Source organism: Ruegeria sp. ABV3_008 (assembly GCF_056161185.1).
Genome location: NZ_JBSWYP010000020.1, coordinates 35,536 through 48,961, shown reverse-complemented (window position 1 = coordinate 48,961; position 13,426 = coordinate 35,536). Strand labels below are relative to the sequence as shown.

Annotated in this window: 12 protein-coding genes and 1 pseudogene; 5 read left to right on the top strand and 8 right to left on the bottom strand. The window is 56.2% G+C overall.

Annotated elements, in window-relative coordinates; translation table 11 throughout:
- The first annotated feature begins 836 nt into the window (after window positions 1-836).
- A pseudogene (locus tag ACXAH8_RS22170) lies at window positions 837-1,784 on the top strand (IS5 family transposase).
- A 211-nt stretch (window positions 1,785-1,995) separates the two neighbouring features.
- Here ACXAH8_RS22170 and ACXAH8_RS22165 read toward each other — a convergent pair.
- The 8 genes from ACXAH8_RS22165 to ACXAH8_RS22130 all read right to left on the bottom strand — a co-directional run bounded on the left by ACXAH8_RS22165 (window position 1,996) and on the right by ACXAH8_RS22130 (window position 9,089).
- Window positions 1,996-3,750, bottom strand: coding sequence for a SulP family inorganic anion transporter (locus tag ACXAH8_RS22165; protein ID WP_475220682.1), 1,755 nt, complete (start codon window positions 3,748-3,750; stop codon window positions 1,996-1,998).
- Window positions 3,751-3,773: 23 nt separating this feature from the next.
- Window positions 3,774-5,453, bottom strand: coding sequence for a bifunctional protein tyrosine phosphatase family protein/NAD(P)/FAD-dependent oxidoreductase (locus tag ACXAH8_RS22160; RefSeq protein ID WP_475220681.1), 1,680 nt, complete (start codon window positions 5,451-5,453; stop codon window positions 3,774-3,776).
- 21 nt (window positions 5,454-5,474) lie between these two features.
- On the bottom strand, window positions 5,475-6,359 hold the full coding sequence (locus ACXAH8_RS22155; protein WP_475220680.1) for an MBL fold metallo-hydrolase: 885 nt from the start codon (window positions 6,357-6,359) through the stop codon (window positions 5,475-5,477).
- Between the two features lie 24 nt (window positions 6,360-6,383).
- Entirely contained in the window at window positions 6,384-6,821 is a 438-nt protein-coding gene (locus ACXAH8_RS22150) for a DUF6691 family protein (protein ID WP_475220679.1), read from the bottom strand.
- A gap of 3 nt (window positions 6,822-6,824) precedes the next feature.
- Complete coding sequence (locus tag ACXAH8_RS22145; protein ID WP_475220678.1) at window positions 6,825-7,259, bottom strand: YeeE/YedE family protein; 435 nt, start codon at window positions 7,257-7,259, stop codon at window positions 6,825-6,827.
- Entirely contained in the window at window positions 7,259-7,468 is a 210-nt protein-coding gene (locus ACXAH8_RS22140) for a YgaP family membrane protein (protein ID WP_475220677.1), read from the bottom strand. The genes ACXAH8_RS22145 and ACXAH8_RS22140 overlap by 1 nt, the downstream gene beginning before the upstream one ends.
- A gap of 102 nt (window positions 7,469-7,570) precedes the next feature.
- Complete coding sequence (locus ACXAH8_RS22135; RefSeq protein ID WP_475220676.1) at window positions 7,571-8,245, bottom strand: Crp/Fnr family transcriptional regulator; 675 nt, start codon at window positions 8,243-8,245, stop codon at window positions 7,571-7,573.
- A 184-nt stretch (window positions 8,246-8,429) separates the two neighbouring features.
- Window positions 8,430-9,089 (bottom strand): GntR family transcriptional regulator, encoded by a 660-nt coding sequence (locus ACXAH8_RS22130; protein WP_170681104.1) that lies wholly within the window; start codon window positions 9,087-9,089, stop codon window positions 8,430-8,432.
- Between the two features lie 134 nt (window positions 9,090-9,223).
- On the opposite strand from ACXAH8_RS22130, the gene dctP reads away from it, so the two are divergent.
- From dctP to ACXAH8_RS22110, 4 genes are all read left to right on the top strand, one after another.
- The gene (gene dctP, locus ACXAH8_RS22125) at window positions 9,224-10,210 is read left to right on the top strand and encodes a TRAP transporter substrate-binding protein DctP (RefSeq protein ID WP_170467593.1); all 987 of its coding nucleotides are present in this window, start codon (window positions 9,224-9,226) and stop codon (window positions 10,208-10,210) included.
- Window positions 10,211-10,303: 93 nt separating this feature from the next.
- A complete protein-coding gene (locus ACXAH8_RS22120; RefSeq protein WP_475220675.1) occupies window positions 10,304-10,846 on the top strand; it encodes a TRAP transporter small permease in 543 nt (180 codons plus the stop codon).
- Window positions 10,847-10,851: 5 nt separating this feature from the next.
- The gene (locus ACXAH8_RS22115; protein WP_170463731.1) at window positions 10,852-12,168 is read left to right on the top strand and encodes a TRAP transporter large permease; all 1,317 of its coding nucleotides are present in this window, start codon (window positions 10,852-10,854) and stop codon (window positions 12,166-12,168) included.
- Window positions 12,165-13,421, top strand: coding sequence for a malonyl-CoA decarboxylase (locus ACXAH8_RS22110; RefSeq protein WP_475220674.1), 1,257 nt, complete (start codon window positions 12,165-12,167; stop codon window positions 13,419-13,421). Before ACXAH8_RS22115 ends, ACXAH8_RS22110 begins: the two co-directional genes overlap by 4 nt.
- Window positions 13,422-13,426 lie beyond the last annotated feature (5 nt).

Genomic DNA, 13,426 nt, shown 5'->3' with positions numbered 1-13,426 from the left:
AAAAGAAAGGGCAAAGATGGACGACTTTTACGCCGCCCGCAGCAGGGTCATCCCGCCGCTACCGTGGTCGACTTTCTCACCGCCATTCTCACATCGATTGTTGGATAATTATGATTATGGTAATTTATAGAGTGTATTCCCGAGCATAAGAAAACTGTGATCGGACTTGAGAACTTAGCTAGTCTCCTCATTAGCGGGGACTTGACTTGACGCATAGTTTTGAAAACAAAGATATTTGAGCTAACTGCGCGGCCAAAGTTCAAAGGCATGCATGGTATCATCTTGCTTCCGCTCATTTTGCACACACTTTACGACGCTTCACACACCGGAGCGATACGACTTAGCATTTGGAGATGTCAGAGTGTTACGCCATAGCAAATCTAGAGAGAATATTGCCTCGATTGCATTCCCAACGACGGTGTCGATCACGCTTGATGCGGTTGAGGAGCTTCACAGACAATTGGGAAAACACCATAAATCGTTCCAACCGGAACCATGTCGAGCTAGACTAAATGAGGCTCAAGGCGTCCTGAATTAATCGATCCCGCGGCCTCGTCTGGCGATGGCCGTAGAAGCACTCCACCAGAAGGTTTTTGTGTGAACACTACCCAGGGCTCAATCTCGAAACCGGCAAATCTGATAACACAGGATCAGGCAGAAGAAATGAGAGTCTAGTGTACGAAAATTCTTGCAATTTACTGCTACATAATTTGCATTTGCAGGATCACATTGGCTTATTACCGCATTATCTCACAGAAAAGTTTGAGGTTCACTGTTTGAATCCAATTTGACAACTGGTCAGAATGAGTAGTTGAGACCCGGCGAAGTACAAGACCATAAACTCTCCCTCGTATAACACAGCCTTGAAGCAGCGCGTATCGCTGGCCATTTTGGTCTTAGTCCAAGATGGTCTGGGTTCCGCGGCCGAACGGCAAGCACGGACGGCAACAACGGTTCAGAGATGTGGCGATCCAGACCTGCCTGACAATGAATGTGCTGTTTGGCATGCCATTGCGGCAAACGGCAGGTTTTATGGCGAGCCTTCTACGGCCGGCCGTGCCCGACTACTGCATCCTGTACTGCCGCCAGAAGACACTGAGCGCGAGCCCGGCTTATCGCGCGCAGCGGGTTCGCTAAACCCTCTAATCCCCTCACGGGACATTGCAACGCAATGCCCTGCTGGGCAGTGGACAGCACCGTTATCAATGCAACGGGTTGAAGGCGAGTAGAACTCGCGAAAGCATGGCGGCACCAGACTCCGCATCTGTCTCAACATACGTATTGAGATCGACGAGGAAACTCTTTAAATGCGGGTGGTGGAGGTCACGACGAGCAATGTGGGACTCTCTCAGTAGCATCTTGCGGATGCGCCGAGGGGGCATTTGATGCCCCCATGTTGCCGGAGTTGCTTGATCAAATCCCGGACAATCAGACCATCGGATCAGTGACCGCCGACAGGGCCTATGACACCTGCAGATGCCTTGACTCGATCGCTGCGCTCGGTGCTCACGCCGCGCAAGAATGCCAAACTCTGGAAACCCTCGAACGCCGGTGCCATAGCTTTGAACGAGGTCGTAAATGCATAGCGATGCCAGCGTCGATCAATCTGGCGACGAAGCAGTGGATATCATCGCTGAAGCCACGTCGAGGCCAAGAAGAATTGCATCAAACTTCGTGGCCAATCCCTGATGATCAGAGACTTCGACCCGCAGGTCGCGGAAACTGAATTCCGCCTTCGAACCGATTTATGCAAATATGCCCTCCTGACCGAAGAGCAAATTTAACAATTTCTCTACGCAGCCTTCGTCGCTCGGTAGCTCTTGGATAAACTGACGAACGTTGGTCTTTTTCGAATAAAGGATTTGGGTATGAGGCTGCCTTATCTCGCGGAGATACCCCGGTCAGAGGATTCGTGACTGCCATTTATTGCCCGCAAAACACTCACTATACAGGGCTTAAGCGCCGCACTTCAATCGGACGTTAAGCCTGACAAATCTAAAGCGTCGAATGGTTTCGGACTGTCTCAACAACTTTGTCTTGCGCGCCGACCGTGATCCAAGCCTCATATTGCGATAGAAATATCAGACCGTTCAACTGTTCAAGGAAATGAGATCGCTTCAGTCTGTCCATGACCGGCCCCTTGACCTCAGACAGATGTAGACCGACGCCGATATCTGATAGACGGTGGTTGATCGCCTCAAGACTTTCCAACGCGGAGTAGTCAACTTCGTTCACCGCAGAAAACATCAAAATCACATGACTGACATTGCTTCCTTCAGGCACACGGTGCTGGATCAGATCTTCCAGAAACCGCGCGTTGACGAAATACAGGCTTTCATCCACGCGCAACGTCACTATGGACGGGATCGTTTCAACTTCGTGTCGTCGAATGTTGCGGAAATGTTGGGTGCCGGGCACAAGCCCCACCTCGGCCACATGCGGGCGCGAAGTCTTGTAAAGGTGCAGCAGGATCGAGGTTACCACGCCCGAGGCAACCCCCACCTCGACCCCCAACCCCAACGTAAGGCCAATGGTGGCGGCGACCGCTACAAAATCTGCGCGAGAATAGACCCATGTCTTTTTCAGGACTGAAAAATCCACAAGACTTAGGACGGCAACAATGATCGTCGCGGCCAAAGTGGCTTTGGGCAGGAAGTAAACCAACGGGGTCAGTGCAAAGGCGGCGATGGCTAGCCCTACGGCAGTGAATGCACCGGCAGCCGGTGTTTCCGCTCCGGCATCAAAATTGACAACCGAACGCGCAAACCCACCCGTAACCGGATAGCCCCCAGTAAACGCTGCCCCCAGATTGGCTGCGCCCAAACCGATCAGCTCCTGATCTGGATCGATCCGCTGGCGTTTCTTTGCGGCTAGTGTCTGCGCGACCGAGACACTTTCAACGAATCCGATGATCGAAATAAGGATCGCAGGAGCGATCAGCTCTCCTACAAGATCGAAGGAAAGATCAGGCCTTGTGAACGGAGGCAAGCCCTGTGGCACCGTCCCTACAATCTGCACCCCTTGAGCATTCAGACCCAATAACCGGACGGTAACAGTTGTGGCGACCACCGCGGCGACAGGCCCGGCTTTCGTCAGAATGTCGGCGAGAACCGGCCCTGCCCCCAAGAACCCAATAAAATGTTTGAGGTGCTTGCGCACCCAGAACAAAAAGCCGGTGGCAATGCTACCGATTACCAGCGTCACCCAATTTGTCTCGGGTAAATGGGCCAGGATTGATCCGATCATTTCAGGCAGTGTGTGCCCATGCGCATCGACCCCCAGGATGTGCCTGAGCTGACTGGTCGCAATCAAAATGCCCGAAGCTGTAATAAACCCCGCAATCACCGGGTGGCTGAGGAAATTGGCCATGAACCCCAACCGCATCACGCCCATAAGCACCAAAAACGCGCCAGACAGAAAGGCCAAGGTCAGCGCTGCGACGGCATACCCTGCAGTGCCCTGCTCCGCCACCTGCCCGATCGCGGTGGCGGTTAAAAGCGACACCACGGCCACCGGCCCGACTGCCAGCGCGCGGCTTGTCCCGAAGATCGCATAAAGCACAATCGGAACAATCGACGCGTAGATGCCAGCCTCGGGCGGCAATCCCGCCAACAGAGCGTAGGCAAGCGATTGCGGGATCAACATAATCGTCACGATCAAGGCCGCAATCAGGTCGTTGGAAAATGCGACGCGCGTATAATTCCGGCCCCAATCCAGAACGGGGACCAATCGGCGAAAGTTGTTGATCATCTGAGGTCTTCCGATGCGCAGGACTATTCCGGGACCACGTTCAGTTTTTCAGGACGCGCCATCCATTCCTTGCCACGCAGCATTGCCTTCCAATAGACCGGCGGCAGCACGCTTTCCTTCAGAAACCACGCCAAACGACTGGGTTTCGTGCCATCTATAAGAAAACGCGGAAAACTGGGCTTGAGCGCTCCACCATAGCCGAACTCGGCCAATACGATCTTGCCGCGTTCGACGGTCAGCGGGCACGAACCGTAGCCATCATATTGCGCTGTCGCAGACCGACCTGCGATGTCAGCCACGATGTTATCCGCCACGGTGGGCGCCTGCTTGCGCGCCGCCGCCGCTGTTTTGGCATTCGGCGCACTCATCACATCACCCAGGGACCAGATATTGTCATAACTCTTGTGCCTAAGCGTAGCCTGATCGACATCGACCCACCCCGCCGCATCTGCAAGCGGTGACACCCGCACGAAATCTGGAGCGGTCTGCGGTGGGCAGACATGGATCATGTCGAAGGACACTTCGACCTTGCGCTGTTCACTATCTGGTTGGGTCACCTCGAACACCGCCGTCTTTGCTGGCCCATCGATTGCAACGAGGTTGTGGAAGAAGTTCAACGAAGCGTCGTATTTTTCTACATAGCGTTCCAGCGCCGGGACATAGTCTTTGACGCCGAACAGCACTCCACCGGCGTTCATGAACTGGATGTCAATGTCGTTCAATACGCCCCGCCGAGACCACGCGTCGCCGGACAGGTACATGGCCTTTTGCGGCGCACCAGCACACTTGATTGGCATCGGTGGCTGGGTGAAAATTGCCCTGCCCTTTTGCATCTCACGCACCAACTGCCACGTATATGGTGCAAGATCATAGCGATAGTTCGAGGTTACGCCGTTGCGGCCAAGAGTTTCCTCCAACCCTTCGACCTTGCCCCAATCCAGCTTCAGACCCGGGCAGACGACAAGTCGGTCGTATTTCACCACTCGGCAGCCATCCAGAACGACGGCGTTGCTGTCGGGCTCAAATGCAGCGACGGCCGCCTTTATCCAATGCGCACCTTTGGGAATCAGACTGCCCATGGTCTTGGCCGTCGTCTGGGCATCAAAGATACCGCCGCCCACCATGGTCCAACCGGGCTGATAGTAATGAACATCTGCCGGATCAATGACGGCAATATCCAGATCGGGTTGCCGCGATTTCAGACTGGCTGCGACCGAGATCCCCCCAGCCCCCGCGCCGACAATAACAACCTGAAAATGGGCGTCGCCCGTATCTGTTGGTGTCTTGCCGCCATTTGCGATCCGGCGGGCCACGCCATTCATGTCGTAGCCGGCTGCCTTGGCGGCCGTCAGGATTTCTGCGATCGGCCGTTTCATAGCCTCATGAAAAGACCATAGCGTGGCCGAGCGTGTCCCGGTGCGACAATAGGCAAACACCGGGCGTTGCAGGTCCTCAAGCGCTGCGCCAAACGCCTCGACATCCCCATCTTTCACCATGCCTGATTGCACGGGAACATAGCGGGCCTCGATCCCTGCGGCTTCGGCTGTGGCGGCGATTTCCTTGAACGACGGCTGATCCGCCCCTTCGCCATCTGGCCGATTACAGATGATCGCGCGGAAACCCTGCGCAGCGATTGTCCCGACATCCTCGACCGAGATTTGAGGGCTGACGGTGAATTTGGGTGATATCGTGCGAAACTCCATCTCTGTTCTCCTTCTGGCCTGTCAGAGGGCGTTTACAGGCACTTTGAGCATCGGGTTGCCGTCGGGATCCTTGGGCACCTCGCCTGCTCTCATGTTGACCTGTAGTGAAGGAATAATGAGGTTTGGCATCGCCAGTGTTGCATCACGTTCGGTGCGGAACTTGACGAATTCTTCTTTCGTCTTGCCACCACCAACATGGATATTGTGGGCCTTTTCCTCGGCTACGCTGGTTTCCCAGGCAATATCGCGCCCGTTCGGCCCATAGTCGTGGCACATGAACAGACGTGTCTCATCCGGCAATGCCAGAACTTTCTGGATCGAGTCATACAGAACGCCCGCGTCGCCGCCCGGAAAATCGGCCCGGGCAGAGCCCCCATCGGGCATGAACAGCGTATCCCCAACAAAGGCCGCATCACCCATAACATGAACCATGCAGGCTGGCGTGTGTCCGGGCGTGTACATGGCGTAGGCCTGCATATTCCCAATCATATACGTGTCGCCATCTTCGAACAGCGCATCGAATTGCGAGCCGTCACGTTGAAACTCGGTTCCCTCGTTGAAGACCTTGCCGAACGTGTCCTGCACCACGGTGATCTTGGAACCGACCCCGATCTTACCCCCCAGTTTTTCCTGAATATACGGCGCGGCGGACAGATGATCGGCATGCACATGGGTTTCGATAATCCACTCCAACTGCAGGCCCTTGTCGATCACAGTCTGGATCAGTTCATCCGCGTGGTCGAAAGTGATACGCCCGGCCGCATAGTCGATATCCATGACACTGTCGACGATCGCGCAAGCGCTCGAATCCGGGTCTTTCACGATGTAGCTGATCGTGTTCGTTGCAGCGTCAAAGAACGCAAATACGTCTGGTTTGATCGACATGTTTACGGGGTAAACGGCCATATCTTGTCTCCTCCGGGTCTTAATTCAGTTACGTGTTTGCAAATCAGAAGCCAGCGCTGCCTGCAGGCCCTTGGCGAGGGCAATGCCCACAACCAAGGCACCGACGAAGGCAAAGACCTCCCATCGGCCCGTGCCTAGTGCTGGCAATGCGCCACCCGGGCAAAATCCGGCGATGCCCCAACCGACGCCGAACAAGGCGGACCCACCGACGAGCTTGGCGTCGATTGTTCGCGCCGACGGCAAATGAAACGTAGGTTCAAGCACGGGTGCGGCGCTGCCGAAGACCATCTTGTAGCCGACAAAGGTGGTTATCAGCGCACCTCCCATGACGAAGATCAGGGACGGGTCCCAGGCACCATACAGGTCAAAGAAATTGAGCACCTTGGCCGGATTCGCCATGCCGGAAAGCGAGATGCCGACACCGAAGAGCAGACCGATCAGATAGGTTGCGATGAGTTTCACGCTTTATCCTCCGAAAACGTTGCGTGTGACGAAAACGGTGGCAAAGGCGAACAGCATGAACGTTGCTGTGGCTGTGATCGAGCGAACGCTTAGCCTGGCCATTCCGCACACACCGTGGCCCGAGGTGCAACCTCCACCCAGGGTCACGCCGACACCGACAATCACACCGCCCAGAACAAACCCGGCAGTGGAGACCGGCACCTGCACCTGAGGCATCTGCCCAGTCATCAACCTCACCACCAAGGGGCCGGTCGCCATGCCGGCCAGCAAAGCAGCGCGCCAGGCAAAATCACTGGACGATGCAGGCCGCAACAGGCCGGCCAAAACTCCGGTTGCCCCCATCACGCGCCCCAACAGCAACATCAGCAGAACCGAGGCCACACCAATCAGAACGCCGCCCATCAGCGACGCCCAAGGGGTAAATGCCGTCTCGATCATCAGCAGTCCTGACAGGTCTTGAGGCCAATGATGCGGTAAAGCGGGCAGTTGCCGACAAAGGCGGTAAGGGTGAACACACCCGCCACGATCAACGCCAGCCAGAACTGGAATGCGCCTCCCAGCACATTCGTGCCCAAAGTTATGTATAAAAGCATCGCAGCAATCAGAATGCGCAACGCGCGGTCAAGTTTGCCCATATTTGTGGTCATGTCACACTCCATCGGGAATCGATGAAATGACAATTGCACAGCGCAGCTCACAGCTTTGGTGACATGGTCACCAAACTGCCGAAGCAAATTCAAAATTTGAATTCAGACCTCGGGCGCCGCCGATCTGGCCAAGCGTTCCAGCCCCTCGCGGTCGGTCAGGCAGACTTCGCCACGCGACTGCTCCACCCAGCCACGGCGTTGGAATTCCGCCAAGGTACGCGAGATCACTTCGCGCGCCGTACCCAACTCTGTAGCCAACACTGCATGCGTTGCGTGTACGGTCTCGCCTACCCCTGCCAGCTCTAGCAGCCGCGAAGCCAGCCGTACGTCCATACGCTTGAACACGATATCGTCGATCAAAGTAAAGAGATCGGTGATCCGGCGAGAGTAAGCTGTAAAGACGAACTCGCGAAACACACGAGATTTCGCAACCAGATCGTCGAACGTTTGGCGCGGGATAGCTACCGCTGAAACGTCTGTCTCGGCGATGCCGTCGGCGGAATAGTCTTCGAAGGCCAGCATACACGCCGTGGTCAGCACACAGCTTTCACCGGCGTGAACACGGTAGAGGAACACCTCGCGCCCGGTCTCAGATTTCTGCTGAACCCGGACGGTTCCCTCCAGCAGTAGCAATAGATTGTCAGCCGTTTGGCCAGGCGCGAATATCTGCGTGCCAGCGGGAACGTTGACGATCTGACTGCCGCTGATCAGGTCGGCGCGCACAGTATCCGGTAAGCGGCTGAGACCTTTGAACTTATCAATCCAAGAGTGTTGCATAGCCGAAAATCCTACCATTTTGCTTGCCGCAGCAATTGTGTCAGAACGGCGCTGTTGTTCAATGCGATATTTTGAATGTGAGGCGAACAACCGCGTTCTGAAAGATGCCATTCCTTCACATGGCATTTCCCCGTGCTGGAATAGAATTGGGCTGCGTGGCTGGAGGTGGTGAACCCCCGCCCGCTTATCGCTCAGCAGTGTTTTTAAGCGATGCCATCAGGTTATGAAACTTCTCGCCTTGAACTGCGACATGGGAACGAAGGGCATTGGCAGTATCGTCCGCCAAACCGTCCTCAAGAGCGCGAACGATGTCCTCATGTTCGGACATCGACTGCGCCATACGGCCACGAAATCGAAGCTGTTGCCGCCGGAAAGGTTTGAGGCGCCGATGCAGTTTGGAGGCCTCTTGTTCCAGAAACGAATTCCCGGATTGCTTATAGATAATGCGATGAAACCGTTCGTTTTCGAGGTAGTACGTATCTGGATCACCGGCATCGACGGCCTGCTGACATCTCGCGTTGGCGTCCGTCAGATCTTTCAAAGCCTCCTCGGAAATGCGCATAGCGGCAAGTCGGCCGCAGACAGCTTCGAGCTCGGCCATGACCTCGAACATCTCCATCAGTTCTACTGGACCCGGCTGTCGCACAAAAGCACCACGGCGTGGAATGAGATCGACCAGTCCCGACAGCGCAAGTCGTTGAAATGCCTCTCTAAGTGGCGTTCTTGAGACTCCAAACTGTTCGGCCAGTTTGACCTCATCCAGACGGTCGCCATCTGAGAATGTACCGTCAAAGATCAACTCTTCCAGTTCCTGGGCGATATTATCGGCAAGTCGTAGGTCCATAGGATTATGTATAGGACTCAATTTGTAAAAAATTCAAGAGCATTGATCTTGTATACAAAAACGTTGACTAAAAAACATAACAGGCTTAAGCATACCCTGACCCCGGTGCGCCGGGTCGAACCAGGGAGGAAAAAATGAAAACCATTTTTAAGACAGCCGTTGCTGTCGCCGCGCTTGTATCCGCCGGCACGCTTGTATCCGCAAAAGAGCTGCGCCTGTCGCACCAGTGGTCCAACAAGGACATCCGTCACCAGGTCGCCCAAATCGTGGCCGACGAGGTTGCCGCCGCCGATGTTGATCTTGAGATTAAGATTTTCGGCTCGAAATCGCTGTTCAAACCGCGCGAGCAGTACAAGCCACTCAGCCGAGGTCAGCTGGACATGACCGTTCTGCCGCTCAGCTATGCCGGCGGTCAGCAGCCCGCCTATAACCTGACTTTGATGCCCGGTCTGGTGAAAAACCACGATCACGCAGCGCGTCTCTCCGAATCTCCCTTCATGGAGGCGTTGGAAGAGAAGATGGCCGAGGATGACGTGATGGTTCTCGTCCATGGCTATCTGGCCGGTGGTTTTGCGGGAAAGGATAAGTGTATCACCAAGCCCGAAGACATCGCCGGTTTGCAGACCCGCGCAGCAGGTAAATCCTTTGAGCAAATGCTTGCGGGGGCCGATGCCTCAATCGCCTCGATGGCGTCATCGGAAATCTACAACGCCATGCAAACCGGTGTTCTGCAGGCGGCCAACACTTCGTCATCGTCATTTGTCAGCTATCGCATCTACGAACAGGTCAGCTGCTACACGCCAGCGGGCGACGTTGCCCTGTGGTTCATGTACCAGCCATTGCTGATGAACAAATCCACCTTCGACGGGCTGAATGAAGATCAGCAAGCTGCATTACTTGCCGCGTCTGAAAAGGCACAGACTTACTATCTGGAAGAAGCCAAGAAGCAGGACGCAAACTCGGCCAAAGTCTTCGCCGAAGCGGGAGTCGAGATCGCTGAAATGAGCGCGGAAGACTTTGAAGCATGGCGCGCTCTTGCACAGGAAACATCCTATAAGGCGTTCGTAGAAGAAGTGCCGGACGGTCAGGAGTTGCTGGACAAGGCTCTGGCGGTCGAGTGACCCTCTCTCGCCCGGGCGGCCCCGCTGCCGCCCGGCACTGATCTCAGTTCTGATCTTCAGACTTAATTGCATCTCAATCACTAGGAGACGCAAATGGCTGGCCATAGCTCTGCCGTTGCTTCCCATACCGGGAACAATCCTTTCCTTCGTCTTGTCGCTGCGCTTTCAACACTGGCCGGATGGTGTTCCGCAGCCATGATCGTTGCTGCCGTCGCCATCACCTGCCAAATGATCGTCGTGCGTTTTATCCTGAATGGTTCGACCATCTGGCAAACCGAAGCGGTCATCTATCTTGTCATCGCCGCCACCCTCGTCGGTCTACCTTATGTGCAACGCCTGCGCGGGCATGTGAATGTCGACCTGATCCCGATCTCGCTGGCCCCGCGCCCCCGCTATTTTATGGCGATCCTGACCTCGGCCCTGTCCATCGCCATCGTCTCGGTCATGCTGTTCTACGGCTACGAGTATTGGCACTTCGCATGGGAGCGTGGCTGGAAATCCGACACCGTATGGGGTGTGCGGCTGTGGATTCCCTACCTGTCTATCCCGGTCGGCTTTGGACTGCTGCTGCTTCAGTTAATCGCTGACCTCGTCGCCGTCCTGCTTGGTATCGATAAACCCTTTGGTCTGGAGTAAAGCCGATGGATCCCCTTCTGCTCGGCGCCATTGTCGCCATCGCCACCATCCTTGTTCTGTTTTCGGGCGTGTCGGTCGCCATCGGTTTGCTGATCGTTTCAGCCGGGTTTCTGATTGTCTTCGACGGTCCGCGCTCGCTGGAACTGATGCCTGAGATTCTGTTCGGAAAGCTGGATAACTTTGCCCTTCTGTCGATCCCGATGTTCATCATCATGGGGGCGTCCATTGCGTCGACGAGGGCCGGAGCTGACCTCTATGAAGCCTTGGAACGCTGGCTGACCCGTGTACCCGGAGGGTTGGTCGTATCCAACCTTGGCGCCTGCGCTTTGTTCGCAGCCATGTCCGGATCTTCACCTGCCACATGTGCCGCCATCGGCAAGATGGGCATTCCCGAGATGCGCAAGCGCGGCTATCCCGACGGCGTTGCCGCAGGTTCCATCGCTGCAGGTGGTACGCTTGGCATCTTGATCCCGCCCTCGGTCACCATGATCGTCTACGGCATCGCCACCGAGACCTCGATTGGTCGCCTGTTTTTGGCCGGCGTGATCCCCGGCCTGATGCTGGTTGGTCTGTTCATGGCCTGGTCGCTTTATTCGACCTGGAAATCCGGTGACGCCACCCGTCTGGGGTCTGGTAGCTACACCTGGCGCGAACGTTTCGAGATCCTACCGCGGGTTCTACCCTTCCTCGGCATCATTCTGGGCGTGCTTTATGCAATGTATGGTGGGATCGCCACGCCATCGGAAACCGCTGCCGTTGGCGCCCTGCTCTGCCTGCTGATCGCAATGATCATCTACAAGCTGTGGAACCCCAAGGACATCTGGGTCGTGCTGCGCGACAGCACCAAGGAAAGCGTGATGATCCTTTTCATCATCGCCGCTGCCGGTGTGTTCTCATACATGCTCAGTTCGCTGTTCATCACGCAGGCGATTGCTGAATGGATCGGTACGCTGGATGTGAACCGCTGGGTTCTGATGGGTGCGGTCAACGTGTTCCTGCTGATCGCCGGGTTCTTCCTGCCGCCCGTGGCTGTGATCCTTATGGCGGCACCGATCCTGCTGCCGATCATCACCACCGCTGGCTTTGATCCGATCTGGTTTGCGGTTGTACTAACAATCAACATGGAGATTGGCCTGATCTCACCCCCCGTCGGCTTGAACCTCTATGTGATCAACGGCATCGCGCCCGACATCTCGCTGAAAACCATCCTGACCGGCTCCCTCCCCTTCGTGGCCTGCATGGTAATTGCGATTGTCCTGCTCTGCCTGTTCCCCGGTCTTGCCACCTGGTTGCCTGACCTGGTGATGGGAGCGGCGGTATGACCCTATTGGCGGATCTTCTGTCCACCGTGTTTGAGCGACGCTACCGCCGCTCGGGCGCAGCGGCCCTAGATGGCCGCCCGCTGACCGAGTTGGCCGATGCGCTGGTCGGGTCAGCGGGCGAGACCTCGGGGCTGGCGCTGGCCGAGGAAATCCTGACCCGGTTCGATACCCTGGACGACGACGAAAAGCTGGAGTTCTTCCGCTATATCGCCTCAGCCATGAATATCGACCCCGAGGCGGTGCGCTCGTCGCTGGATGAATACGAACGCGACCCCTCGAAAGCGACCTATCGCAGCTTTGCGGCTGCGGTGGAACCGGCCCGACAGGAATTGATCCGCCGATTGAACAGGGTGCCCGGTGCCACCGGCGCGCTGGTACAAATGCGTGCCGATCTGCTGCGACTGGGCGGGAAGGAGCCTGAACTGCAGGCGCTGGATTTGGATTTCCGGCATCTATTCGCCAGCTGGTTCAACCGTGGCTTTCTGGTGCTGCGCCCGATCAATTGGGAAAGCCCGGCGCATATTTTGGAAAAGATCATCGCTTATGAGGCGGTCCATGCCATCGACAGCTGGGATGACTTGCGCCGCAGACTCGAGCCCACTGACCGGCGCTGTTTTGCCTTCTTCCACCCCGCAATGCCCGATGAGCCATTGATCTTTGTCGAAGTGGCGCTGAACCAAGGTATCCCGGGCTCGGTTCAGGCGCTGCTTGCCGAAGACCGCGATCCGCTGCCGCAAGATCAGGCAGATACGGCTGTGTTCTACTCGATCTCGAACTGTCAGGCCGGGTTGGCCAGCATCTCGTTCGGCAACTCGCTGATCAAGCAAGTGGCCTCGGATTTGGCGGCGGAAATGTCGGGGCTGAAGACCTTTGTCACCCTGTCGCCCATTCCTGGCCTGAGCCAGTGGCTGACGCAGGAAAACATCGAATGGGACATCGAAAAGCCCGATCAGATGAAGGCACTGGCGGCGCATTACCTGCTGAACGCCAAGGGTCGGGGCAAAATGCCTTTCGACCCGGTGGCGCGGTTCCATCTTGGCAACGGTGCGCTGATTCACGCGGTTCATGCCGATGCCGATACTTCGGACAAGGGGCGGGCACAGTCCGGCGGCACCATGGTCAACTATCTCTATGACCTTAGCCGCGTGGCGCAGAACCACGAGCAATTTGCGAATACCCGCGAGGTGATCGCCTCGACCGAGGTCAAATCGCTTGCCGCGTCCGCCTCTCTCACATCGACACAGGAAAGGTAATCCCT